This is a genomic window from Nesterenkonia populi (assembly GCF_007994735.1).
Lineage (GTDB): Bacteria > Actinomycetota > Actinomycetes > Actinomycetales > Micrococcaceae > Nesterenkonia > Nesterenkonia populi.
This window is the reverse complement of record NZ_VOIL01000001.1, coordinates 2,355,646-2,379,039: the sequence shown is the minus strand read 5'-3', so window position 1 is coordinate 2,379,039 and position 23,394 is coordinate 2,355,646. Positions and strand designations below refer to the sequence as shown.

General features: G+C 68.6%; 23 protein-coding genes. 20 read left to right on the top strand and 3 right to left on the bottom strand.

Features of this window, described 5'->3' with window-relative positions:
- Nucleotides 1–24 precede the first annotated feature (24 nt).
- Nucleotides 25–327 carry an urease subunit gamma gene (locus FWJ47_RS11125; protein WP_147108227.1) on the bottom strand — a complete coding sequence of 101 codons (303 nt, stop codon included), beginning with the start codon at nt 325–327 and terminating at the stop codon, nt 25–27.
- A 269-nt stretch (nt 328–596) separates the two neighbouring features.
- On the opposite strand from FWJ47_RS11125, the gene urtA reads away from it, so the two are divergent.
- The 9 genes from urtA to FWJ47_RS11080 are packed head-to-tail and all read left to right on the top strand — an operon-like array spanning nt 597 to nt 8,763.
- Nucleotides 597–1,913: an urea ABC transporter substrate-binding protein gene (gene urtA, locus FWJ47_RS11120; protein WP_147108223.1), complete on the top strand. Its 1,317-nt coding sequence runs from the start codon at nt 597–599 to the stop codon at nt 1,911–1,913.
- Between the two features lie 10 nt (nt 1,914–1,923).
- A complete protein-coding gene (urtB, locus tag FWJ47_RS11115) occupies nt 1,924–2,805 on the top strand; it encodes an urea ABC transporter permease subunit UrtB (protein ID WP_147108220.1) in 882 nt (293 codons plus the stop codon).
- Nucleotides 2,802–3,935, top strand: a complete 1,134-nt coding sequence (urtC, locus tag FWJ47_RS11110) for an urea ABC transporter permease subunit UrtC (RefSeq protein ID WP_211359002.1) — start codon at nt 2,802–2,804, stop codon at nt 3,933–3,935. Before urtB ends, urtC begins: the two co-directional genes overlap by 4 nt.
- Complete coding sequence (urtD, locus tag FWJ47_RS11105) at nt 3,932–4,726, top strand: urea ABC transporter ATP-binding protein UrtD (protein WP_147108217.1); 795 nt, start codon at nt 3,932–3,934, stop codon at nt 4,724–4,726. The genes urtC and urtD overlap by 4 nt, the downstream gene beginning before the upstream one ends.
- Entirely contained in the window at nt 4,727–5,425 is a 699-nt protein-coding gene (locus FWJ47_RS11100) for an ATP-binding cassette domain-containing protein (RefSeq protein ID WP_147108214.1), read from the top strand.
- Between the two features lie 13 nt (nt 5,426–5,438).
- Nucleotides 5,439–7,103 (top strand): purine-cytosine permease family protein, encoded by a 1,665-nt coding sequence (locus tag FWJ47_RS11095; protein WP_147108211.1) that lies wholly within the window; start codon nt 5,439–5,441, stop codon nt 7,101–7,103.
- Nucleotides 7,087–7,689 (top strand): TetR/AcrR family transcriptional regulator, encoded by a 603-nt coding sequence (locus FWJ47_RS11090; RefSeq protein ID WP_147108208.1) that lies wholly within the window; start codon nt 7,087–7,089, stop codon nt 7,687–7,689. Before FWJ47_RS11095 ends, FWJ47_RS11090 begins: the two co-directional genes overlap by 17 nt.
- Nucleotides 7,690–7,714: 25 nt before the next feature.
- Nucleotides 7,715–8,314 (top strand): TetR/AcrR family transcriptional regulator, encoded by a 600-nt coding sequence (locus FWJ47_RS11085; RefSeq protein ID WP_147108205.1) that lies wholly within the window; start codon nt 7,715–7,717, stop codon nt 8,312–8,314.
- Entirely contained in the window at nt 8,311–8,763 is a 453-nt protein-coding gene (locus tag FWJ47_RS11080) for a Fur family transcriptional regulator (RefSeq protein ID WP_147108201.1), read from the top strand. The genes FWJ47_RS11085 and FWJ47_RS11080 overlap by 4 nt, the downstream gene beginning before the upstream one ends.
- Here FWJ47_RS11080 and FWJ47_RS11075 read toward each other — a convergent pair.
- Together FWJ47_RS11075 and FWJ47_RS12310 are read right to left on the bottom strand one after the other, a co-directional pair.
- Entirely contained in the window at nt 8,735–9,787 is a 1,053-nt protein-coding gene (locus tag FWJ47_RS11075; protein ID WP_246126280.1) for an SDR family oxidoreductase, read from the bottom strand. The genes FWJ47_RS11080 and FWJ47_RS11075 overlap by 29 nt on opposite strands.
- An 88-nt stretch (nt 9,788–9,875) precedes the next feature.
- Nucleotides 9,876–10,031, bottom strand: a complete 156-nt coding sequence (locus FWJ47_RS12310; protein WP_281289265.1) for a GntT/GntP/DsdX family permease — start codon at nt 10,029–10,031, stop codon at nt 9,876–9,878.
- Between the two features lie 43 nt (nt 10,032–10,074).
- Here FWJ47_RS12310 and FWJ47_RS11065 point away from each other — a divergent pair, with 43 nt between their 5' ends.
- The 11 genes from FWJ47_RS11065 (at nt 10,075) to FWJ47_RS11015 (ending at nt 23,394) form a co-directional block, all read left to right on the top strand.
- Nucleotides 10,075–11,169, top strand: a complete 1,095-nt coding sequence (locus tag FWJ47_RS11065) for a FecCD family ABC transporter permease (protein WP_147108196.1) — start codon at nt 10,075–10,077, stop codon at nt 11,167–11,169.
- 16 nt (nt 11,170–11,185) lie between these two features.
- Nucleotides 11,186–12,199, top strand: coding sequence for an ABC transporter substrate-binding protein (locus tag FWJ47_RS11060; protein WP_147108191.1), 1,014 nt, complete (start codon nt 11,186–11,188; stop codon nt 12,197–12,199).
- Entirely contained in the window at nt 12,199–12,975 is a 777-nt protein-coding gene (locus FWJ47_RS11055; protein ID WP_147108188.1) for an ABC transporter ATP-binding protein, read from the top strand. The genes FWJ47_RS11060 and FWJ47_RS11055 overlap by 1 nt, the downstream gene beginning before the upstream one ends.
- On the top strand, nt 12,972–13,775 hold the full coding sequence (locus FWJ47_RS11050; RefSeq protein WP_147108184.1) for a class I SAM-dependent methyltransferase: 804 nt from the start codon (nt 12,972–12,974) through the stop codon (nt 13,773–13,775). Before FWJ47_RS11055 ends, FWJ47_RS11050 begins: the two co-directional genes overlap by 4 nt.
- A 79-nt stretch (nt 13,776–13,854) precedes the next feature.
- Nucleotides 13,855–14,865, top strand: a complete 1,011-nt coding sequence (locus FWJ47_RS11045; RefSeq protein WP_147108179.1) for a LacI family DNA-binding transcriptional regulator — start codon at nt 13,855–13,857, stop codon at nt 14,863–14,865.
- 104 nt (nt 14,866–14,969) lie between these two features.
- The gene (locus FWJ47_RS11040; RefSeq protein WP_170228565.1) at nt 14,970–16,301 is read left to right on the top strand and encodes an MDR family MFS transporter; all 1,332 of its coding nucleotides are present in this window, start codon (nt 14,970–14,972) and stop codon (nt 16,299–16,301) included.
- Between the two features lie 119 nt (nt 16,302–16,420).
- A complete protein-coding gene (gene speB, locus FWJ47_RS11035; RefSeq protein ID WP_246126277.1) occupies nt 16,421–17,629 on the top strand; it encodes an agmatinase in 1,209 nt (402 codons plus the stop codon).
- A gap of 59 nt (nt 17,630–17,688) precedes the next feature.
- Nucleotides 17,689–19,353 carry an ABC transporter substrate-binding protein gene (locus FWJ47_RS11030; protein ID WP_147108170.1) on the top strand — a complete coding sequence of 555 codons (1,665 nt, stop codon included), beginning with the start codon at nt 17,689–17,691 and terminating at the stop codon, nt 19,351–19,353.
- 11 nt (nt 19,354–19,364) lie between these two features.
- The gene (locus FWJ47_RS11025; protein ID WP_147108167.1) at nt 19,365–20,708 is read left to right on the top strand and encodes an MDR family MFS transporter; all 1,344 of its coding nucleotides are present in this window, start codon (nt 19,365–19,367) and stop codon (nt 20,706–20,708) included.
- Nucleotides 20,705–22,480, top strand: a complete 1,776-nt coding sequence (locus FWJ47_RS11020) for an ATP-binding cassette domain-containing protein (RefSeq protein ID WP_147108164.1) — start codon at nt 20,705–20,707, stop codon at nt 22,478–22,480. The genes FWJ47_RS11025 and FWJ47_RS11020 overlap by 4 nt, the downstream gene beginning before the upstream one ends.
- Nucleotides 22,477–23,394 carry an ABC transporter permease gene (locus FWJ47_RS11015; protein ID WP_147108161.1) on the top strand — a complete coding sequence of 306 codons (918 nt, stop codon included), beginning with the start codon at nt 22,477–22,479 and terminating at the stop codon, nt 23,392–23,394. Before FWJ47_RS11020 ends, FWJ47_RS11015 begins: the two co-directional genes overlap by 4 nt.

The window sequence follows — 23,394 nt, the reverse complement described above, 5'->3', positions numbered from 1 at the left end:
TGTCTGCCTTCCTCTTGTCTCGTCTCAGTCGATCGGGTGGTGGAGGGTCACGAGCTTGCGGCCGTCCGGGAAGGTCGCCTCGACCTGGATGTCGGTCAGCGCCTCCGGCACGCCCTCCATCACCTGGTCCCGGGTGAGCACGGCCCGGCCGGCCTCCATCAGCTCAGCGACGGTGCGTCCCTCGCGGGCACCCTCGATCACCCAGGAGGACAGCAGCGCCACAGACTCTGGGTAGTTCAGCCTCACGCCGCGGGACAGCCGGTCCCGGGCCACCATGGCCGCAGTGGCGAGCAGCAGCTTCTCCTGCTCGGCGGGGGTGAAGTGCATAGGTGTCCTTCCGGTGTCGTATCGCTGTCACGATCCTGCCATTCGAATGTTTCACGGAATTTTCCGAGAACCACCGCAAAGCGCCTGCATCCCTTTCAGGAGGCGAAGAGCGGCGCCAGCGTCCCCATATTCGTTTACATCCAAGAAATAGTTGGGCAACGTCAAAGTAATGCCACTGGCGCACTCTGTTGCCAGCCCCGCGGAAGGGTCACGGCCTTCCCGGAGCTGCTGACGCACCACTCGCATTCTTGACTGATCGGAGAGCAACAATGAGTGAGAAGACTCGTCACTCCCGCCTCAAAGCATATGCCGCCCTGGGCGCGGCCGGAACTCTGCTGCTGTCGGCCTGCGGAGCCCGCGCCGGCGACGACGACGGAAACGGGGCCGCCGCGGAGTCCTGCGTGGACACCGACGGAGACACCATCAAGATCGGATTCATCAACTCTCTCTCCGGGACCATGGCGATCTCCGAGACCACGGTGAACGACGTTCTGCACATGGCCGCTGACCAGATCAACGAGGACGGCGGCGTGCTCGGCTACGAGCTGGAGATCGTCGAGGAGGACGGCCAGTCCGAGCCGGCGACCTTCTCGGAGCGGTCCGACTACCTGCTCACCCAGGAGTGCGTGGCCGCGGTCTTCGGAGGCTGGACCTCCGCCTCGCGCCAGGCGATGCTGCCGGTCTTCGAGGGCAACAACGGCCTGCTGTTCTACCCCACCCAGTACGAGGGCCTCGAGGCTTCGGACAACGTCTTCTACTCGGGCGCCACCACCAACCAGCAGATCATCCCGGCGCTGGACTACCTGCTCGAGGAGGAGGAGATCGAGTCGCTGTACCTGGTCGGCTCCGACTATGTCTTCCCGCGCACCGCCAACATGATCATCCGGCAGTGGTCCGAGGAGCACGGCGTCGAGATCCTCGGCGAGGACTACACCCCGCTGGGCTCCACCGACTTCACCACCATCGCCAACCAGGTGGCCTCATCCGAGGCCGACGCGGTGTTCAACACCCTGAACGGCGACTCCAACGTGGCCTTCTTCAACCAGTACAACTCCCTGGGCCTGGACGCCGACGAGATGCCGGTGATGTCCGTCTCCATCGCGGAGGAGGAGGTCGACGGGATCGGCGCCTCCAACCTTGAGGGCCAGCTGACCTCCTGGAACTACTACCAGACCCTGGACACCCCGGAGAACGAGGAGTTCGTGGAGGCCTTCCAGGAGGCCTACGGCGAGGACCGCGTGACCTCGGACGTGATGCAGTCCTCCTACAACAGCCTGTTCCTCTGGGCCGCGATGGCCGAGGAGGCCGGCTCCTTCGACGTCGACGAGATCCGCGATGTCGCCGACGGGACCAGCTTCGACGCCCCCGAGGGCACGGTCACCGTCGACGGCGAGACGCAGCACGTCACCAAGACCCCGCGCATCGGAGTCATCAACTCCGAGGGCCTGATCGACGCCGTCTGGGAGGGCGAGCTCACCGAGCCCGACCCGTTCCTGGACACCTACGAGTGGGCGGACGATGATGAGGCCGCCGAGTTCGCCGAAGAGGCCGAGGAAGACGCCGACGACGACGCTGAGGACGAGTGACTCCCTGACCATGGACGTCGTGCTGTCACAGCTCGTCGCCGGGATCAGCGTCGGGTCGATCCTGCTTCTGGCAGCGATCGGCCTGGCGCTGACCTTCGGCCAGATGGGCGTCATCAACATGGCCCACGGGGAGTTCATCATGATCGGGGCCTACGTGGCCTTCGTCATGCAGGGGCTCTTCGGATCGGGCATCAGCCTGATCGTCGCGATCCCGGCGGCGTTCCTCATCGGAGGCATCTTCGGCGTGCTGCTGGAGCAGATCCTGATCCGGCACATGTATCACCGGCCGCTGGACACCCTGCTGGCGACCTTCGGCGTCGGCCTGATCCTGCAGCAGGTGGCCCGGGACATCTTCGGCGCTCCCGCCGTGGAGGTCGCCAACCCCGCCTGGCTGTCCGGCTCGGTGCAGATCCTGGGGACCAACGTGCCCTGGACGCGCATCTTCATCCTGGCGCTGGTGATCCTCGTCGTGGCAGGGCTCTCGGCCCTGATGGCATACACCAGCCTGGGGCGCCGCATCCGTGCCACGGTGCTGAACCGGAAGCTGGCCGAGACCTCCGGCATCTCCACCCGGTGGACCGACCGGACCACCTTCTTCATCGGCTCCGGCCTGGCAGGGGTGGCCGGTGTGACCGTCACCCTGATCGGGGCGACCAGCCCGACCATCGGCACCAGCTACATCGTGGACGCGTTCCTGGTCGTGGTCGCCGGCGGCATCGGCAAGATCAAGGGCGCGGTCATCGCCGCCTTCAGCCTGGGGATCCTCCAGGCCTTCATCGAATACTCGACGACCGCGTCCATCGCCAAGTTCATCGTGCTGATCGTCGTCGTCGCGTTCCTCCAGATCAGGCCGCAGGGACTGTTCAGCGTCCGGACAAGGAGCCTCGCATGACAATCGCCGCAACAGCCCCCAAGCGGGGGAAGCTGGCCGCGATCAGCGCCGCCGGCTCCAGCCCCGGGGTGCCCCGGCCGCGCACCGCCTACATCGGCATCGGACTGATAGCCCTCGGACTGATGGTGCTGGCCCCCGCACTGCTCACCCCGTTCGAGCTGCGTCAGATGGGCCGGTTCATCTGCTACGCCATGGTGGCCGTCGGCATCGGCCTGGCCTGGGGCCGCGGGGGAATGCTGACCCTGGGACAGGGCGTGTTCTTCGGCATCGGCGCCTACTGCATGGCCATGCACATGGCGCTGGAGGACGCCGCCCTGCGCGGCGAGGAGGCCCCGCAGTTCATGGGGACCTTCGGCGTGGACCTGCCCTGGTTCTGGGAGCCCTTCCACTCGCCCCTGATGACCATCCTGCTGATCCTGCTGCTGCCTGCTCTGCTGGCCTTCGCACTGGGCTTCTCGGTGTTCAAGCGAAGGGTCAAGGGTGCGTACTTCGCGATCCTGAATCAGGCGATGGTCTTCGCGTTCGTCACCCTGCTGGTGGGCCAGCAGGCCACCCTCAACGGCTCCAACGGCCTCTCCGGGTTCCAGTCGTTCTTCGGGTTCGCGATCAACGACCCCGCCAACCGGCAGATGATCTACATGATCGCCGCCGGCCTGCTGATCGTGATGATGCTGGTGGCCTACTGGCTGATGCGCAGCCGCTTCGGCGAGCTTCTGGTGGCCACCCGCGACGCCGAGGAGCGGGTCCGCTTCCTCGGGTACGACCCCGCCATCATCAAGACCATCACCTTTGTGGTGGCCGCCGTGATGGCCTCGGTGGCCGGCGCGATGTTCGTGCCGCTGGTCGGCATCATCTCCCCGGCCGAGCTGGGGGTGGTCCCATCCATCGCGTTCGTCATCGGCGTCGCCATCGGCGGCCGCGCCACCCTCTTCGGACCGGTGCTCGGCGCGATCGCCGTCGCCTGGGCGGAGTCCACGCTCGCGGAGAACTTCCCCTCCGGCTGGTCCTACTTCCAGGGCCTGCTGCTGATCCTGGTGATCGCCCTGCTGCCCGGCGGCATCGCCTCAGTGGGCCGGTACTTCAGATGGAAGAGGGCAGGAAGCAGATTTCGGAAGGAGGCCGAAGCATGAGCCAGCCCACCGCTCTGCGCGTCGACGGGCTTGAGGTGAAGTTCGGCGCTTTCACCGCCGTCGGCGGCGCCAGCTTCGAAGCGCACCCCGGTGAGGTGCACTTCCTCATCGGCCCCAACGGCGCGGGCAAGACCACCTGTGTGGACGCCATCACCGGGCTGGTGCGCGGCACCGGGAGCGTCAGGCTCGGAGAGGATGAGGTGCTCGGCAAGCCGGTGCAGAAGATGGCCCGCCTCGGCGTCGGCCGGACCTTCCAGACCGCCAGCGTCTTTGAGCAGCTCTCCGTGCTGCAGAACCTGGACATCGCCGTCGGGATGCATCGCTCCAAGTGGGCCCTCTTCGGCACCCGCCGCAGCCTCGACGGCCGTATCGCCGAAGCCCTGGAGCAGACCCAGCTGGAGCACCTGATGCACCAGCCCGCGGGCATCCTCTCCCACGGGCAGAAGCAGTGGCTGGAGATCGGCATGCTGCTCGTCCAGGACGCCCGGGTGCTGATGCTGGACGAGCCCGTGGCCGGCATGAGCCTGGAGGAGCGCAACGCCACCGGCGAGCTCCTCCACCGGGTGAAGGAGGACCGCGCCGTCGTCGTCGTCGAGCACGACATGGAGTTCATGAGGAACTTCGCCTCGCGGGTCACCGTGCTCCACCAGGGCCAGGTCCTCTCCGCCGGGTCGGTGGCTGAGGTCCAGGCAGACCCCAAGGTGCAGGAGGTCTACCTCGGCACCGCATCCATGGCCGAGGAGGACGCGGAAGAGGCCGCAGCCCTCGCCGGAAGGACCGAGGAGGTTTAGATGCTGGAGCTGAAGAACGTAGAGGCCGGCTACGAGCGCACCCGGGTGCTCGGCGGGGTCAGCCTGACCAGCGCCGAGAACGGCATCGCCGCAGTCCTGGGCCACAACGGAGCCGGCAAGACCACCCTGCTGCGCACCGTCGTCGGGATCATCCGGCCCACCGCCGGCACCATCACCTTCAACGGTCAGGACATCACCCGCACCGCCCCCAACAAACGGGTCAGGATGGGGATGGCCTACGTGCCCCAGGGGCAGCAGTCCTTCGAGCAGCTGAGCACCCTGGAGAACCTCCAAGTGGTCGCCGACGGCAAACCGCGGTCCAAGCGGAAGAAGCTGGTGGACCACGCCCGTGAGCGGTTCCCCGCGCTCAACGAGGTGATCGACAAGAAGGCCGGGCTGCTCTCCGGCGGGCAGCGCCAGCAGCTCGCCATCGCCCGCGCCCTGATCACCGAGCCCAGCATGCTCATCCTCGACGAGCCCACTGAAGGGATCCAGCCCTCAGTGGTCTCAGAGATCGAGCGGACCATCTCGGGGCTCGCCGCCGAGGACGGGCTCTCCGTGCTGCTCGCCGCCCAGCACGTCGGCTTCGCGCTGGCCAGCGCGTCCAAGTACTTCGTGCTCGCCTCCGGGCAGGTCACCAGCACCGGCGAAGGCGGAAGCGCGGCCCAGGACGAGGTCCGCGACGCGATGGCCATCTGAGACGATTCATTGCATGCCGGACGCCTCGCGTGCACGACGAGCGGCGGAGGACAGTCTTGAGGACTACGCCTTCCGCTATGTTCCGCGCACCTTCCGGCGCTGGTCCGCGCCCGCGGTCGGCGGTGCCGCTTTGGGGTCGATGGCGTTCCTCGCCGACTTCTCCATGGGGGCGACCGTCGGCCTGGAGCACGGCACCCTGAACGCGGTGGCCGGCATCGCGCTGGCCTCGGCGATCATCTTCGCCGTCGGGCTGCCGATCGCCTACTACGCAGCCCGGTTCAACCTGGATGTGGACCTGCTCACCCGCGGCTCCGGCTTCGGGTATCACGGCTCTGTGATCACCACGGTGATCTTCGGAGGGTTCACCTGCATCTTCTTCGCCCTCGAGGGCGCGATCATGGCGCAGGGGCTCTATGCGGGGGTCGGCATCCCGCTGCCGCTGGGCTACCTGCTCTCCACCGTGGTGGTCATCCCCATCGTCATCTACGGGATGCGGGCCCTGGAGCGGCTGCAGTTCTGGACGACCCCGCTGTGGCTGGTGCTGGCGCTGCTGCCTCTGATCTGGGTGGCGCTGACCGAGCCGGCGGTCGTGGAGGCCTTCCTGACGTTCGAGGGCGAGGGGTCCGGGCAGCTGGAGATCGGGGCGGTGGTGGCCTCCGCGGCCGTCTGCTTCGCGCTGACCCCGCAGCTGGCTGAGCAGCTGGACTACATCCGGTTCATGCCTCCGCGCACCCGCGCCAACCGGCGGGTCTGGTGGGCCTCGATGCTGCTGGCAGGCCCTGGGTGGGTGATCTTCTCCGGGACCAAGCAGGTGCTCGGCGTGCTGCTGGCGGTCTACGTGCTGGTGAAGATCGACCCGGGCCTGGGGGAGCGGGCCGCGGAGCCGGTGGTCCAGTTCCTCGGGATCTATGAGCAGCTGATGCCCGACTGGCTCGCCGTCACCCTGGCGCTGACCCTGATCGTGATCGCCCAGGTGAAGATCAACGTCACCAACGGATATTCCGGCTCCCTGGCCTGGCTCAACGCCTACACCCGGGTGACCCGCCGGTACCCGGGCCGCAGCGTGTTCGTGCTGTTCAATCTGGTGATCGCCTACTGCCTGATGATGATGGACGTCTTCGGGCTGATGTACTTCGTGCTCAGCCTGTACGCGAACTTCGTGATGTCCTGGCTGGTGACCATCTCCGCGGACATCGTCTTCAACAAGTACCTGCTGGGGATCTCCCCGATGCGGCCGGAGTTCCGCCGCGGGATGCTGCACAGCTGGAACCCCGTGGGCCTCGTGTCCGTCAGCGCCGCCTCGGTGCTGTCCCTGGCCGCGTTCTTCGGGCTCTTCGGCGCGGCGGTGCAGCCCTTCGCGATTCTGATCGCCATCGGCACTGCGGCGCTGCTGACCCCGCTGACAGCTTTGGCCACCCGCGGGAAGTACTATCTGCGGCGCCGCCACGACGGCATCGGCCTGCGCATGTATGACGAGGACGGAAACCCGTCGGCCGAGAGGCTGCGCTGCCATGTGACCGGCTACACTTTTGAGCGCCCCGACATGCTGGCCTCCGCTGAGCGCGGACCGCTGGGGGAGACTCAGTACGTCTCATCCCTGGCACTGACCCTGGCCGGCTCCGAACAGTACCTGCTGCCCCCGGAGAACGAGACGGAGACCGATGAGCGACGCCGCTGACACTGCATCCGCCATCGTCGCCGCCGCCGCGGCCCAGCTGGGCCGGATCGGGTTCGACGAGATCACCTACAAGGACCTCGGCTCCGCCGTCGGCGTCTCCGAGCGCACCGTCTACCGGCACTTCCCCACCCGCGCGCACCTGCTGGTCCGGGTGGCGCTCGACCTGGAGTCGCGCCTCTTCGCCCCGGCCGCGTTCACCAGCTGGGAGGGACTCTACGACGCGGTGGCGGCACGCTTCGCAGCCTTCGCGCAGCACCCGGCTGAGGCGGTCATCCTTGCTCGCTCAGCCTCCCTCTCCCCGGTGGGTGCGGAATCCCCGGCCGGCGGAGCGGGATCCTTCTTCTCCGCGGCGGTGGGAGCGCTGCTCGAGGAGTCAGCGCCGGGGCTCAACGGTCGGGACCGGCGCCGCACCGCCTCGGCGCTGTGCTACTTCGCGTCCGCCCAGTTCTGGGCCCGCTGCCGGGCGGCCTTCGGAATGAGCGCCGAAGACGCTGCGGCCAGCTTCCGCACCGCGGCTGGGCAGGTGCTCGCCGCCGCTCCGGAGGGAACCTGGCCTCAGCAGGCGCTGGCGGGCGCTGGGCAGTGAACGGGAGCGAGGCGGTGATGCAGCGATGATCGGGCAGGCACTCGAGGCTGAGGTGATCGTTGAGCGGCTGGGGCTGTCCCGCACCTCCGCGGAGATCCTCGCCGCCTATGTGGAGCTGATCGAGGAGCTCGGCACCGATGATGTCTCCCTGAAGCTGATCGCCCGGCGCGCCGGGGTGGGGGAGCGGACCATATTCCGGCACTACGGCACCCGATCCGAGCTGCTGCTGGGGGCGGTGACCTGGGCAGACCAAGCGGTCTTCGTGCGCCCCAGCTACGACTCGATCTTCGACCTGCCCCTGGCTCTGCGGCAGACGATGTCCGCCTACAGCCAGCGGCCCGAGCTGGCGTTCCTGGTGGCCGAAACGATGATGCGCGGGCCCGACGGCGCCGACCCGGTGCCGTCGCGGGCGCACCTGGAGCAGCTGCTGGCCGCCGAGATCCCGGATATGGGCGCGCGCGAGCGGCAGCAGACCCTGGCAGCGCTCTGCCATTTGGATTCGGCGGGGGCCTGGGCCGCCCTGCAGCGGGAGTTCGGGATGTCTCCGGCGGACATCGCCGACGCCGCCGCTTGGGCGGCCGAGGCTGTGCTGAACCCGCTTCGGTCCCGGGCGGCGAACGGATGAGCGGGCACGCCCACCATCATCACCACCGCGGGGAGGGGGGTGAGCTGGTCGAGGCTGCCCTGGAGGAGCTGCGGCGTCAGGGGGAGCGGGCCACCGCTGCCCGGCGGGCTGTCCTCCAGGTGCTGGAGGAGCATCATCGCCATCTCTCCGCCGATGAGGTCGCTGAGCGGCTGACCGACCGGGGCGTCCACCGCACCACGGCCTACCGGGCGTTGGAGCGCTTCGCTGAGCTGGGCATTGTGGCTGTCCGGCAGCTGGCCGGGGAGGCTGCGTCGTACCACCTGGCCACCTCAACCCACCTGCACGGGCACTGCCGCGGCTGCCAAGCCGTCGTCGCCCTGCCTCCGGAGAGCTTCGCCACCGCCGTCGAGGCGGTGGACGCCGCAGCCGGCTTTCAGCTGGACCTCCACCAGTCCACCCTCACCGGCCTCTGCTCCGACTGCCGCTGAGGGACGCGGCTCTCAGCGCGGCCGCAGCCGCCTTGCCGGCCGCCGCCGCCACGGGCACGGCGACCACTGTGCCTCCGGCCAGGACCGCTCCGGTCAGGGCACGCCGTTTGGCCTGTCGCCTGCGGCCGCCCCAGCCGCCCTGGACTTCAGCAGTCTCGAGCGGCGCGGATTCGTAGAGGTTGCCCTTGGTTGCGGGGGAGGGCTCCTTGCGGGAGAGGTGCTTTTTGTCCACCTGCGCTGCCATCAGCTTCTCCGTCGTGGCGGGGGACGCCCGGTGCTGCGCGATCATCTGACGGGCCGCCTGGCCGACGGGCATCTCATGCCGGGGCTTCTTGGCGCCCATCAGGATGGTGTCGGCCACGCGCTGGGGCGAGTAGACCGGAGGCATGGGCACTACGCGGCGTCCTGTGTAGTTGGCCACCTGGCCGAACAGGGGAGTGTCAACGGTCGGGGGCAGCACGGTGACTACATGGACGCCCTCGAGCTTCTCCAGGAGCAGCTCGGAGCGGATACTGGCCGAGAGCGCGTTGATGCCGGCCTTGGAGATGGAGTAGGAGGCTGTGAAGGGCTGCGGGACCTCGCCCACCACCGAAGAGACATTGATGAGCACGCCTCGCCTTTGGGGACGGAAGTGCTTCAGCGCGGCGCGGGCGCCGTTCACATAGCCCATGATGTTGACGTCCAGGACCCGGCGGAAATCCTCTGCGGGGGTGCTGCTCAGTGAGCCGAACAGTGAGACGGCGGCGTTGTTGACCCAGATGTCGATGCGCCCGAAGGCTTCCGCCGCATGGTCGCCCAGCGCCTGGACGGCCTCGGCATCGGTGACGTCCAGGGGGACCACCAGGGCACGCACGCCATGCTCACGGCATTCGTCGGCGACCTCTTTCAGCGCCTCTTCCCGCCGGGCGGCGAGAACGACATCGGCACCCGCCTTGGCGAACCGCAGTGCTGCGGCCCGGCCGATGCCTGACGATGCCCCGGTGATCACTGCTGCAGAACCTTTGACCTTCATCGATGCACCCATTCGCCTACGCTAGGCAGGAGGCCTGAGCAATGGCTGGACGATGGCAGGTCCGCCCCGGACGGACCTTTCGGCGGCGCGCGGTTTTTCCTCAGAGGACGAGGGAGACCGGCAGAATCACGGCGAACGCTGTGCCCGCCAGCAGGGTCTGCATCACGGTCCAGGAGGCGAAGGTCTGCTTGGTGTCCAGGTTCAGATACCGGCTCACCAGCCAGAAGCCGGAAGCCTTGACGAAACGTTTCGCCAGTGAAACAGTGCCGTAATCGGATGGCCTTAGGCTTGATGCAACAATGTTGCAGAAAGCCGAATCTCAGAGTCTCGGGGCCCCGTCGAACGAGGGCCTCGCCAGCGGCGCGCGCCGCCGGGCCGCTCTCTGGACAGTCGGGCTCGCAGCCTTCCTCTGCATCACCGTCGCCCTGTGCGTGGGCATCGGTCCGGTGAGCATCGCCCCCTCCACCGTGCTGGGCATCATCGGGCACAGCCTCGGCCTTCCCGTGGAGCAGACCTGGACCGACTCCGAGCGCTCCATCGTCTGGGAGATGCGTGTGCCCCGGGTGCTGCTGGGCCTGGCGGTCGGCGCTGGCCTGGCGATCTGCGGCGCGGCTCTGCAGGGCATGGTCCGCAACATCCTCGCCGACCCCTACATCCTCGGAATCTCAGGGGGCGCCTCCACCGGGGCGGCGGCCTCCATCCTCTTCGGCTTCGCCGCCGGAGCAGGGCAGTACGCTCTTCCCCTGAGCGCGTTCGTCGGCGCGTTGGGCGCCTCCCTGCTGGTGTTCTTCCTCGCCCGGGCCAACGGGCAGGTCACCTCGATCCGCCTGCTGCTGGCCGGCATCGCCGTCGGCTACGCGCTCTCAGCCGCCACCAGCTTCCTCATCTTCGCCTCAGACAACGCTGAAGGCTCCCGCTCAGTGATGTTCTGGCTGCTGGGATCCCTCGCGCTGGCCCGCTGGGACGCCTTCCTGGTGCTGGTCCTCGCCGTTGCCCTGACCAGCACCGCGCTCCTCGTCCTGTGGTCCCGTCGGCTGGATGCGCTGTCCATCGGGGACGAGACCGCCCGGGCCCTGGGGGTCCCTCCGGTGGCGGCCCGAGTGCAGCTGCTCACCGTGGTCTCACTCTGCACCGGTGCAGTGGTCGCGGCCGCCGGCGCCGTCGGATTCGTCGGGCTGGTGGTCCCGCACCTCGGGCGCCGCCTGGTCGGAGCAGCCCACGGCCGTCTCATCCCGGTGGTGGCGCTGCTGGGCGCGATCCTGCTGATCTGGGCCGACGCAGGGGCCCGGGTGCTCATGCAGCCCCGCGAGCTGCCGATCGGCATCATCACCGCCCTGGTGGGCGCCCCCTTCCTGCTGATCCTGATCCGCCGCATGTATGCGCGCACGCTGTGAGCTGAGAGGACCCTTCATGCATCGCACCCTCCCCGGGCCCAGATCAGGCCGAGCGCTCGCCGTCGGCATCGCCGTCCTCGCCCTGACCGCCTGCGGCGGTGACGGTGCCGCATCCCCCGAAGAGGAGAACCGGGAAGGCGCCGGCCACCACTACCCGCTGACCATCGAGAACTGCGGGCAGGAGGTCACCTTTGACGAGGAGCCCGAACGGATCATCCTCCTGGAGACCGCCCCTGTGACCATCCTGGACAGCCTGGGCCTGATGGACCGGGTGGTCGCCCGCGCCGGAGACTTCCCCGCGGAGTACTACGACGACGAGCTCCACCGTCAGGTCCAGGAGATCGAGTCCCTCTCCGAAGACCTCGACGCCTCCGGGCACCTGATGATCTCCCAGGAGGAGGTCGTGGCCCACGAGCCGGACCTCGCACTCGGCCAGCCCGACGGTGTGGAGCGGGAGGGCCTCGAGCCGGCCGGGGTCAGCATGCTCATCCAGGAGCTCTACTGCCCCGAGCCCGCTGCTGAGGCCTCCTACGACGCGCTCTACGCGGAGATTGAGACCTACGGTGAGATCTTCGGCGAGCAGGGGGCCGCCGAGGACCTCATCGCCGAGCTGGAGGCCCGGACGGACGCCGTCGCCGAGAACGCTGAGGATGAGGACCGCACCGCAGCGGTCCTCTACCCGGGCGTCGGCGGCGGCAGCTCCTACGCCTACGGGAGCCGCTCCATGGCACAGCCCCAGCTGGAGGCCGCCGGGTTCGAGAACGTCTTCGCCGACGCCGACGAGCGCGTCTTCGAAGTCCAGGTCGAAGAGCTCGTGGACCGGGACCCGGACGTGCTCATCCTCCTCTATCAGGGCGACGCCGACGGCGTGGAGGAGGCCATCACTGAGATTCCCGGCGCCGAAACGATGACAGCGGTGCAGGAGGGCGAGATCCACGCTCAGCTCTTCAACTTCACCGAGCCGGCCACCCCTCTCGCGGTGGACGGACTGGAGCAGATCTCAGAACGCTTCCAGCAGGAGGAGGACTGATGCTGGAGGCTTTCGAGCTCACCCATTCTTACAGGGACAGGCCCGTCCTGCACGGGGTGTCCCTGCGGGCCGGAAAGGGCGAGGTGGTGGGGCTGACCGGCCCCAACGGCAGTGGGAAGACCACCCTGCTGCGCGCCCTCTACGGGGCGCTGGCGCCCGACGCCGGCAGAGTCGAGCTCAACGGCGAGGACGTGCGCCGGATCCCCCCGAAGAGGCTGGCCCAGCGGGTCGCCGTCGTCGTGCAGGAGCCCCCCAGCGACCTGATGCTCTCCGTGGCGGACATCGTGCTGCTCGGCCGCACCCCGCACCTCGGAATGTTCAGCCGGCAGGGGCCCGAGGACGAGCGCCTCGCCGCCGACGCTCTGGAACGTGTGGGCCTGCTGCATCTGGCCGACCGCGAGTTCAGCGGACTCTCCGGAGGTGAGAAGCAGCGGGTGCTGATCGCCCGAGCGCTGGCTCAGCAGGCCGAATGCCTCCTGCTGGACGAGCCCACCAACCACCTCGACATCAGCTACCAGCACCAGGTCCTCCACCTGGTCAGAGAGCTGGGGATCACCGCCGTCGTCGTGCTGCACGACCTCAACCTCGCCGCCCGCTACTGCGACAGCATCGTGCTGCTCTCGCACGGGCGGCTGTACGCCGAGGGCAGCCCGGAGGAGGTCCTCACCAAAGACACCATCGAGCCCGTCTACCACGTCAGCATTGAGCGGGTCGCCGCTGAGGACTCCACCACTCAGCTGCTCTTCCGCCGCACCCCGAAGGAGTCGCCCCTATGAAGAACGCATCCGAGCTCGCCAAGGACGTGAAGCTCACCCCCGCCGAGAAGGGGGACCCTGTGGCCGCCCAGAGCGACGAGCAGCGCCGCATCAGCGAGTACTGGTCCCGCTGGGCCGGCGAGTACGAGGCATACCAGGCCCAGCGCCGCGAAGCCGAGGGCGAGTCCTCCGTCTGGGAGGGGATCTGGAGCGCCGGGCTGCCGCAGCCCCCCTCCCAGGTGCTGGACCTCGGCACCGGCTCCGGCGCCGTCGCCTTCCTGCTCGCCGGGATGGGACACAGAGTCACCGGCATCGACCTCGCAGAAGGGATGCTCGCCGAGGCGCGACGCCGCTCCGGCTACTCCGCCAACCCGATGTTCGGATTCGGCGACGCCGCCGGGCCCCAGTTCGACGACGCCGCCTTCGACGCGCTCACAGCCCGCTATGTTCTCTGGACGCTGCGGACGCCGGACCAGGCGCTCGCCGAGTGGCTGCGCATCCTCAAGCCCGGCGGCGTCCTCGTCGCCGTCGACTCCCTCTGGTTCCCCGAGGGGCTGATCGCCCATGAGCATGAGGAGGATCATTCCGGCGCGCGCGGGCAGGACTTCCGCCGGGCCTACCAGGGCCAGGAGCAGGACCTGCCGCTGGCCGAGGCCGGCTCGATCGGAGCCTTCGCTGACCGGATCCGCGCCGCAGGCTTCGCCGAGGTCACTGCGGAGGAGCTGCCTGAGCTGAAGGAGGCCGACCAGGAGTACGGTGTGGCCCCCGGCCACCGGGTCCAGATGCAGTACCGCATCCGCGCCGTGAAGCCCATCTCCTGAAGGGAGCAGCGTGAATGGCGCTGTCCGGATCGTGGACGGCCCGTCCGTGTGATCTGGGCGTCGGCTTATAGTTGGCCCCATGCCTGACTCCCGCCAGCCTCGCCGCGTGCGGCTGAAGGACGTGGCCGAGCAGGCCGGCGTTTCGGTGGGAACCGCCTCGGATGCCCTCTCCGGCCGCGGACGGATCACCGAGGAGACCCGTCGGAAGGTCGCCGACGTCGCCTCTGAGCTGGGGTACGTGGCCAACGCGCTCGCCTCCGGGCTGCGCACCGGGCGGACCCGCACCATCGGCCTGCACCGTCAGTCACCCACCGAGCAGCTCGACAAGCCATATTTCCGCCAGTTCTTCGCCGGGGTGCTGGAGGTGGGGCAGCGCCACGACTATGACGTCTCCATCCTCTCCGCCAACACCCAGGTGCCCCGCAGCACCGCTCCCCGAGTGGACGGGGTGATTGTGGTGGACCCGCTCAGCGACGACCTGCGCGCGCGCGAGCTGATGCTCTCGCCGCTGCCGGTCGTCGCCGGCGAGCACCTGCCTCCGGGCCTGCCCGAGTGCGAAGTCGTCGCCGTGGATCACCGCAGGGCAGTCAACGAGCTTCTGGCCGCAGAGGAGGAGCGGGGTGTGAGCCGGCCGCTGCTGGTGGCCCCGGACGAGCACTCCGGGTGGGGCAATCTGCTGCGTGAGGTCTTCGAGGCCTGGGCCGCTGACCTGGGTGTGGAGCCTGCCCACGGGTACGTGCGATTCGGCGGCTGGGACGACAAGGACGGTTTTCGCCAGGTCATCCGACAACTGCTCGAGGCTCACGGCGATGCCGACTTCATGCTCGTCTCCAGCCCCTACGGGGTGCTGGCCGGCCGGGAGCTGCTTCTGGAGGCCATGCCGGGGCGGGAGGTCCGCTTCGCCAGCGCGGGGCCCGACGTCGACGGGGTGCTCTCGGAGACGCCGGAGGTCGGGTACGTGGACCTGCCCGCCCGGGCGCTGGGCGCGGCCTGCGCTGAGCGGCTCATCGAGAGGCTGGAGGCCGGCCCCGCCCCCGGCCGAGCCCCTGGCGGCACTCTGGTCCCGGCGTCCGTCCGCCTGCCGCGGTAAACACTGCGTTAAATCCTTTCAGGGTTCCTCGCGCACGCTTGACGAAACGTTTCGTCACCCGCAGGCTGAGGGGCACATCGCCCGCACTCTCGAGGAGCCGCCCCGTGGGAAAGCCCCCCGCTCATGAGGTCCAGCACACCAGGCTGAAGGACCTCCCCGCCGCCTACTGGTGGCTGTGGTTCGCTGAGCTGGTGATCTGGGTGGGCCGTTTCGTGGTCCCGTTCATGACCATCTTCCTGACCCGCGACGTCGGGCTCTCGGCCTCCACTGCGGGTCTGGTGGTCTCCGGGTACGGGCTGGGGGTGGTGGTCTCGGCGATGACCGGCGGGGTCCTCGCCGACAGACTCGGACGCAAGCGCACCCTGCTGGGCAGCCTGCTGCTCTCAGCCGCCACGGTGGTGATCATCCCCTTCGCTGAGGGGGCGCTGCTGATCTGCAGCCTGCTCTTCGTCTACGGGCTGTTCAACGGCGCCGCCCAGCCGGTGATGGTGACGATGGTCGGCGACATGGTCGAGCCCAAGCACCGCCGCACCGCCTACAACTACAACTTCTGGGCCGTGAACCTGGGGTACGCCATCGGTCCGCTCATTGCCGGGTTCATGGCCGACCGCACGTTCGTCCTGGTGTTCTTCGGCCAGGCGGTGCTGCTGCTCATCGCCACCGGCATCGTCATCGCCAAGGTTCCGGAATCCCGCGCCCCGGCCCGCGCCCTGCGGCGTCGTCGCCTTCTCCGGCGCCGTGCGCCGGCCAACAACCTTGCCGAATCGATTCAGTCATCGCCGCCGATCACCCAGCGGGGCGGGGGCAGCATCCTCAGCGTGCTCACCGACGGGGTCTTCATGACCTTCGCGTGCGTGATGCTGCTGTACTCGATCGTCTACGTGCAGTCGATGACCACCCTGCCGCTGGTGATGACGGACCAGGGCTTCTCCTCAGCCGCCTACGGGTACCTCCTGACCCTCAACGGCCTGCTGCTGTGCGCCCTGCAGATCCCCACTGCCAAATGGCTGAACCGGTACGGCCGCGACGCCGTGATCGTGGTGGCGATCCTCGTGACCGGGCTCGGCGTCGGCCTCCAGGCCGCCGCAGCCACCCTGCTCTTCTACTTCGCCGTGGTGGCGGTGTGGACGCTGGGGGAGATGGGCTCCCACCCTCAGGCACAGTCTGTGGCCGCCGACCTGGCGGACCATGCCCAGCGCGGCCGGTACCAGGGTGTGTACTCCCTGAACCACTCGATCGCGATGGTGCTGGGTCCCATCCTCGGCGGGGCGGTGCTCGACGGCTTCGGCCACCAGGCGCTCTGGATCGGCGCGGGCGGGGTCTGCCTGCTCGCCGCCGTGCTCCTGGCGGTCACCGCGCCTGCACGGCGACGCCGTCTCGGGCAGCGCTATGAGGAGGACAGGTTACGACGACGTGACGCTGAAGCCGCCCTGTAAAAGCCTTGTAAACATCCTGTGAAAGCCATTGACGAAACGTTTCGCCAAGCTCAGTCTTAATGTCCAACAGCACTCCGGCGTCCAGCCGGAATCACCGCACGATATGGAGGCCCCCGCCCGTGGGAGACGACCACAGCCACGACCACCATCACGACGTCTGGCCCGAGGGGTTCTGGGAGCAGCCTCGCCGCCTCGGCGAGGGGCTCGAGGGCCACGGCGCCGTGGACAGCTACAACGTGGACCGCAAGCCCGGACTGCTGCACGTCAACCGTCAGCGCGAGGGCGGCTTCGCCGGCATCCAGACCTTCGCCAAGCTCCCTGTGGCCCTGACCCCGGAGGACCTGAAGGCCGCGGAGGTCGACGTCGCCGTCTGCGGGGTGCCCTGGGACTCCACCGCGGGCGGCCGCAGCGGCACCAACCATGGTCCGATGGTCATCCGCTCCTGCGACTACAAGGGCGGCTACGGGCCGCGTCCGCACTTCTCCCTGGACACCCACGTGGACGCCTTCGCTGAGCTGAAGATGTGCGACTACGGGGACGCGCCCATCATGCTGGGCAACACTCCGGGCACCTTTGAGGAGATCCGGAAGTTCGTCGGAACCATCGTCGACTCGGGGACGATCCCGATCATCATGGGCGGCGACCACGCCATCACCTGGCCCGCAGCCACTGCGGTGGCCGACCACTACGGCTACGGCAAGGTCGGCATCGTCCACTTCGACGCCCACGCGGACACCGGCACCGACATGCCCGGCTCCCTGGCCTCGCACGGCACTCCGATGCGCAAGCTCATCGAGTCCGGCGCCGTGCCCGGCAAGAACTTTGTGCAGGTGGGGCTGCGCGGCTACTGGCCGGACCAGGAGACGCTCGACTGGATGGACGAGCAGGACATGCGCACCCACTTCATGGCCGAGATCAACCACCGCGGCTTCTACGAGGTGCTTGAGCGGGCAGTGGATGAGGCCCTCGACCAGGCCGACCACCTCTACCTCTCCCTGGACATCGACGTCGCCGACCCCGCCTTTGCCCCCGGCACCGGAACCCCTGAGCCCGGCGGGCTGACCAGCACGGACGTCCTCACCGCGGTGCGCCGGCTCTGCGCGGAGGTCGGCGTCGTCGGAATGGACGTGGTGGAGGTCTCCCCGCCGTATGACGACAAGGGAGAGATCACCGCGCTGCTGGCCAACCGCGCCATCCGCGAGGCCATGACCGGCATCGCGATGCGCCGGCAGGGGCTCACCGAGCCGAACTATATGCATCCCTACGCGCTCGGCGAGGGGCTGGACAGCCAGGGAAAGGAGAGGAACCGCACCTTCCGCGCCCGATGAGCGCGACGACGATCACCGTTTGAAGCATCCGCATCACCGCACCTGTGAAGGAAGAGACCATGAAGAACGCATCGTTCACCCCTGAGGATGACAACCCGCTGCGACGACGCCTGCCCGGCACGGTCAAGGCTCTCAGCGTGCTGTCCATCGCCGCGCTGACCCTGTCGGCCTGCGGCAACGGCGGCGAGACCGATGAGGACCCGGAGTCCGCGGAGGGCGACACCGACCAGGCCTCCCAGGACGCCCCCGACGACGGCGTGCTGCGGCTGGGAGTGCTTGATGACATCGGTCAGCCGCCGGACCCGGACGTCTACTACTCCGGCAACGGCCTGGCGCTGACCACCAACCTCTACGAGGGCCTCGTCCGCTACGAGCCCGGCAACCACGATGAGGCCAACGTGGTCCCGCTGCTGGCCGAGGACTGGGAGATCAACGACGACTTCACCGAGTTCACCCTCCAGCTGCGCGAGGGAGTGACCTTCCACGACGGCGCCGAGTTCAACGCTGAGGCTGTCGAAGCCTCCTTCCAACGCCGCCTCGACGTCGACGCAGGCCCCTCGTACATGGTGGACGGCGTGGACGTGCAGGTTGAGGACGACTACACCGTCACCCTGGTGCTGGAGGAGTCCAACTCAGCATTCATGGACTACCTCGCCTCCCCCTACGGGCCCCGGATGATCAGCCCGGACATCATCGAGGAGCACAGCGACGACAACGCTGAGGACTACATCGCTGAGAACTCCGCCGGCACCGGGCCCTACACGCTCACCGAGGCCTCCGTCGGAGACGGGTACACCATGGAAGCCTTCGAGGACTACTGGGACGAGGACCTGGCAGACCCCGACTTCCACACCATCGACCTGCCGGTCTACACCGAGATCTCTGCGATGCAGCTGGAGCTGGAGCAGGGCGACCTGCACGCGCTGCTGCAGGGCGTCCCCTCCTCATCCCGTGAGGACTACGTCGAGGACGAGGCGCTCTCGGCCTTCGCGCTGCCCTCCTACCAGCTCTCGAACTTCCTGATGAACCCCAACCGGGACATCCTGGCCGACGCCGAGGATCGTGTCACCCTCTTCGAGGGGCTCGACTGGAACTCATACGTGGAGAACATCATCGGCCACAGCGCGGACCCCGCCACCGGTCACTTCCCGCAGGGCGGCCTCCCCGACTACGAGGACCGCGACCTGGTCCACGACTCGGACGCCCTGGCTGAATGGGCCGCTGAGAACGAGGGTGAGGACATCACCATCGGACACATGTCCGCCTCCACCGACTCGGAGCAGATCGCCAACCTGGTCGCCGCAGACCTGCAGGGCCTGGGGCTCAACGCCACGGTGACCTCCCATCAGTCCTCCGAGGTCTTCAGCGACTTCTACGAGGACCCCACCTCATCCCCGGACGCCTTCGTCTACTCGGGCACCTGGCCTGACTCCAACAACCCCTACATGCACGGTCACATCTTCTGGGGCGAGGCCGGCGGCCTGAACCACCTGCAGTGCTACGACGACGAGATCGACGAGCTGCTCGACGAGGCCCTGGTCACCGACGACGCCGAGACCTTCAACGAGGCAGGCGACGCCGCCTACGACTACGGCTGCTCGCCGACCTTCGCCTGGGTCAACGACTTCATGGTGTTCCAGCCCTGGATCGCCGGGGTCGAGGAGGCTCACAGCATCGCCGCGCCGGCGACTGTGGACTTCGCCCGCCTCTCCGTCGAAGACTAGTCGGCACAGCATTGACCAGCTCATCTCCGCGGTTTGCCGAGACCGGCCGGAGCCGCCTGAGGGACCTGCCCGGTCCTTTCTGGTGGCTCTGGCTGGCTCGGCTGATCATCATGGTGGGCCATTTCGTGGTCCCGTTCATGACTATCTTCCTCACCTCCCAGGTGGGGCTCACCGCCGGCTCGGCGGGGATGGTGGTCGCAGCATTCGGGGTCGGCGTGGTGGTCTCCGGGCTGGTCGGCGGGGTCCTCGCCGACCGGATCGGCCGGAAGGTCACCCTGGTGGGCAGCCAGCTGCTCTCCGTCGTGGTCCTGGTGTTCATCCCGGCAGCGCAGGACCAGCTCGTCATCTCGGGCCTGCTGGCGCTCTATGGGCTGTTCAACGGCTGCTCCTACCCGGTGATCGCCACCATGATCGGGGACCTGGTGGAGCCGGCGCACCGGCGCCTGGCCTTCAACTACAACTACTGGGCGGTGAACCTCGGCTACGCGATCGGCCCGCTGATGGCCGGCTTCATGGCCGACACCCGCTTCGAGCTGATCTTCTACGGCCAGGCCCTGATGCTCACCGCCTCAATGGCTGTGGTGGTCGTCAAGGTTCCCGACTCCGACGCCGCGGGAGCTGTCAGGGCTTCGGCCGCGGCGGGGAAGGGCCTGCGGCGTCGGCTCGGCAAGCCCGACAAGGGCGGGCTGCGCCAGGTGCTGAGGGACCGGACCTTCGTCACCTTCGGGCTGGTGATGCTGATCTACTCGATCGTCTACGTGCAGTCGACCACCACCCTTCCGCTGGTGATGGCCGATCAGGGTTTCCCCTCCTCGGCCTACGGGATGCTGCTGACGCTCAACGGCGTGCTCCTGTGCATCCTGCAGATCCCCACCGCGAGGATCTTCGGCCGCATCCCGAGGAACCTGTGCGTGGCCCTGTTCATCCTGGTCACCGCAGCAGGGGTGGGGCTGCAGGCCGCGGCGACCACCCTGGTCGTCTATTTCATCGCCGTGGCGATCTGGACCCTGGGGGAGATGGGCTCCCACCCGCAGGCCCAGTCCCTGGCCGCAGACCTCGCCGAGCCCGCTCGCCGCGGGAGGTACCAGGGCATCTTCTCCATGCACAAGTCGCTGGCGATGGTGATCGGCCCGGTCCTCGGCGGCTTCGTGCTCGAGGCATTCGGCGCCTCCGTGCTCTGGCTGGGCGCAGCCGGGCTCTGCGTCGTCGCAGCCGGGCTGCTGATGCTCACCGCGCCCTCCCGGCAGCGGCGCGTGGAGGAGAACGTCGCCGCCGAGACCATCCAGCGCCGAGACGCCGAACACCGTGCTGCTGAGCAGCGATCCGTGAAGAAGAACGAGGAAGAGAGCGTATGACAGCGCTGAAGGAGAAGCCCGCCGCGGCCGCCGCAGAGACGGGGCCGGTGGCCAGCCTGAAGGATGTGCGCATCAGCCTGGAGCGCAACGGGGTGCGCTCCCCGATCCTCAGGGGAATCGACCTGGAGGTCGGCAGGGGGGAGATCGTCGGCGTCGTCGGCGAATCCGGCTCCGGCAAGTCCGTGATGTCGATGTCGATGCTCAATCTGCTGCCGGAGTCGTCCCGCCCCCAGACTGAGGGCGGGATCAGGGTCTCCGGGCACGATATGGCCAGCATCAGCCCCCGGGACCTGCGTGATCTGCGCCGCCGCCGGATCGGGGTGGTCTTCCAGGACCCGATGACCTCGCTGAACCCCACCATGCACGTCGGCACCCAGATCACCGAGAAGTCCGGCTCCGCTGAGGAGTCCATCCGCCTGATGGAGGCCGTCGGCATCCCCGAGCCTCGCCGCCGGTACAAGTCCTATCCGCACGAGCTCTCCGGCGGGCAGCGGCAGCGAGCGATGATCGCCATGGCAGTGGCCGGGGACCCCGAGCTGATCATCGCCGACGAGCCCACCACCGCCCTGGACGTCACCGTGCAGGCGCAGGTCCTCGCCCTGCTGAAGCAGATGCAGGAGCGGCTGGGATGCAGCATCCTGATGATCACCCACGACCTCGGCGTCGCTGGGCAGATCGCCGACCGGATCGTGGTGATGAACGCGGGGGAGATCGTCGAGCAGGGCCCCAGCCGGCAGGTGCTCACCGCCCCGCAGGACGACTACACCAAGCGGCTGCTCTCCGCCCGTCTCTCCCTGGACGTGCCCGGCCCGCCCCCTGCTCCCGGCCGAGACCTTGAGGGGGAGCCGCTGATCGCCGCCGACGACATCGAGTGCACCTTCACCGTCCGGGACGAGAAGGGCCGCCGCACCCCGCTGCGGGCCCTGCGCGGCGTCACCCTCTACGTCCAGCCGGGCGAGTCCATCGCAGTGGTGGGGGAGTCCGGCTCCGGAAAGTCAACCATGCTGCGGGCGGTGGGGCGCCTGCAGAAGAAGATCGACTCCGGCAGGATCACCGGCCCCACCAGTCCGGAGGTCCAGATGGTCTTCCAGGACGCCGGGTCCTCCCTGACCCCGTGGCTGACCGTCGAGGAGATGCTCTCGGAGAGGTTCGACGCCGGGGTGTCCCGTGCCGAGCGCAGCGAGCGGATCGCCAGCATCATCGAACGGGTGGGACTGCCGCTGTCCGTGCTGCGCGCCAAGGCCGGGGAGCTCTCCGGCGGGCAGCGGCAGCGGGTGGTGCTTGCCCGTGCCACCATCGTCCCGCCCAAGGTGCTGCTCTGCGACGAGCCGACCTCGGCCCTGGACGTCTCCGTGGCCGCCGAGGTCCTCGCCCTGATCAATCAGCTGCGCACCGACCTGAGCATCGCCGTGGTCTTCGTCACCCACGATCTCGCCGTCGCGCGCATGGTCAGCGACCGGATCGCAGTGATGCACCGAGGCCGGGTGGTGGAGCTCGGACCCGCTGACGACATCATCGACGACGCCCGCCACCCCTACACCCGGCAGCTGCTCGCCGCCGTGCCGGACCCGCGGCGCCGCCCCGGGGAGGCCGCGGCTGCGGACGAAGGCGCCGGCCCGCCCGAGGGGCACACCTTCGAGCGGCCCGAAGGAGCCGGCGACGGCCCGCTGCCCAAGGACCAGGAGGCCAACCTGATCGCGCTGAGCACCGCAGTGCCCCGGGTGCTCCGGCATTCTGTGGCCTGCTTCAAGGAGGAGGGGACTGACCGATGACAGTATCACCGCCCGTCACCACCCCCGCCGGGACAGACCCCGGCGGACCCGCCGCCCCCGAGCCGAGGTTCCGGCTGCTGGGCCGGATGAGCCCTGCCGCCTGGTGGCACAGCCGTGGGGCCGCCGTCGACTGGACCTTCATCAGCCTGCTGGTGATCATGACAGCCGTTGCGCTCGCCGCCCCGTGGCTGGCCCCCCACGACCCCGTCCAGCCGGTGGGCGCGCCCCGTCAGCCGTGGTTCAGCGACGGCCACCTGCTGGGCACCGACATGCTCGGCCGTGACCTGCTCTCCCGGTCTCTGCTGGGGCTGCGGACCTCCTGGCTGCTGGCCATCATCGTCACCGTCGTCGGATTGGTGATCGGGATGATCGTGGGGCTGGTCGCCGGGATGTACGGCGGCTGGGTGGACACGGTGCTGATGCGGTTCACCGAGGTCTTCCTGGCCCTGCCCTCGATGATCGTGGCGGTGGCGGTCGCCGCAGCTCTCGGCCCGGGGCTGGTCAACACGTTCATCGCGGTCACCATCGTGTGGTGGCCCTACTACGCGCGGATCATCCGCAGCGAGGTCCGGGCCCTGGCCGCCCGCCCCCACATCGAGGCTGCGCGCATGTCCGGGGTGGGATGGTTCCGCATCATGCGGCGGCACCTGCTGCCCGGAACAATCCCGACGGCGATCATCACCGCCAGCCTCGACATCGGCAACGTGGTGCTGGTGCTGGCCACCCTGTCCTTCCTGGGGCTGGGGCAGCCGTCGCCGGCCCCGGAGCTGGGCGCTGATACTTCCCGGGGCATGGTGGAGATCCTCAACGCCTGGTGGGTTCCAGTGATCCCCGGCGCCTGCGTGGCCCTGCTGAGCCTCATCTCTAACCTCGCCGGCGACGGCGTCCGCAACCGTCTGGCGAACAGGAGGTAA

What these genes read in the sequence shown, in the direction of transcription:
- FWJ47_RS11125 (WP_147108227.1), bottom strand. Translation starts at nt 327, where the DNA reads ATGCACTTCACCCCCGCCGAGCAGGAGAAGCTGCTGCTCGCCACTGCG.
- urtA (WP_147108223.1), top strand. Translation starts at nt 597, where the DNA reads ATGAGTGAGAAGACTCGTCACTCCCGCCTCAAAGCATATGCCGCCCTG.
- urtB (WP_147108220.1), top strand. Translation starts at nt 1,924, where the DNA reads ATGGACGTCGTGCTGTCACAGCTCGTCGCCGGGATCAGCGTCGGGTCG.
- urtC (WP_211359002.1), top strand. Translation starts at nt 2,802, where the DNA reads ATGACAATCGCCGCAACAGCCCCCAAGCGGGGGAAGCTGGCCGCGATC.
- urtD (WP_147108217.1), top strand. Translation starts at nt 3,932, where the DNA reads ATGAGCCAGCCCACCGCTCTGCGCGTCGACGGGCTTGAGGTGAAGTTC.
- FWJ47_RS11100 (WP_147108214.1), top strand. Translation starts at nt 4,727, where the DNA reads ATGCTGGAGCTGAAGAACGTAGAGGCCGGCTACGAGCGCACCCGGGTG.
- FWJ47_RS11095 (WP_147108211.1), top strand. Translation starts at nt 5,439, where the DNA reads ATGCCGGACGCCTCGCGTGCACGACGAGCGGCGGAGGACAGTCTTGAG.
- FWJ47_RS11090 (WP_147108208.1), top strand. Translation starts at nt 7,087, where the DNA reads ATGAGCGACGCCGCTGACACTGCATCCGCCATCGTCGCCGCCGCCGCG.
- FWJ47_RS11085 (WP_147108205.1), top strand. Translation starts at nt 7,715, where the DNA reads ATGATCGGGCAGGCACTCGAGGCTGAGGTGATCGTTGAGCGGCTGGGG.
- FWJ47_RS11080 (WP_147108201.1), top strand. Translation starts at nt 8,311, where the DNA reads ATGAGCGGGCACGCCCACCATCATCACCACCGCGGGGAGGGGGGTGAG.
- FWJ47_RS11075 (WP_246126280.1), bottom strand. Translation starts at nt 9,787, where the DNA reads ATGGGTGCATCGATGAAGGTCAAAGGTTCTGCAGCAGTGATCACCGGG.
- FWJ47_RS11065 (WP_147108196.1), top strand. Translation starts at nt 10,075, where the DNA reads ATGTTGCAGAAAGCCGAATCTCAGAGTCTCGGGGCCCCGTCGAACGAG.
- FWJ47_RS11060 (WP_147108191.1), top strand. Translation starts at nt 11,186, where the DNA reads ATGCATCGCACCCTCCCCGGGCCCAGATCAGGCCGAGCGCTCGCCGTC.
- FWJ47_RS11055 (WP_147108188.1), top strand. Translation starts at nt 12,199, where the DNA reads ATGCTGGAGGCTTTCGAGCTCACCCATTCTTACAGGGACAGGCCCGTC.
- FWJ47_RS11050 (WP_147108184.1), top strand. Translation starts at nt 12,972, where the DNA reads ATGAAGAACGCATCCGAGCTCGCCAAGGACGTGAAGCTCACCCCCGCC.
- FWJ47_RS11045 (WP_147108179.1), top strand. Translation starts at nt 13,855, where the DNA reads ATGCCTGACTCCCGCCAGCCTCGCCGCGTGCGGCTGAAGGACGTGGCC.
- FWJ47_RS11030 (WP_147108170.1), top strand. Translation starts at nt 17,689, where the DNA reads ATGAAGAACGCATCGTTCACCCCTGAGGATGACAACCCGCTGCGACGA.
- FWJ47_RS11020 (WP_147108164.1), top strand. Translation starts at nt 20,705, where the DNA reads ATGACAGCGCTGAAGGAGAAGCCCGCCGCGGCCGCCGCAGAGACGGGG.
- FWJ47_RS11015 (WP_147108161.1), top strand. Translation starts at nt 22,477, where the DNA reads ATGACAGTATCACCGCCCGTCACCACCCCCGCCGGGACAGACCCCGGC.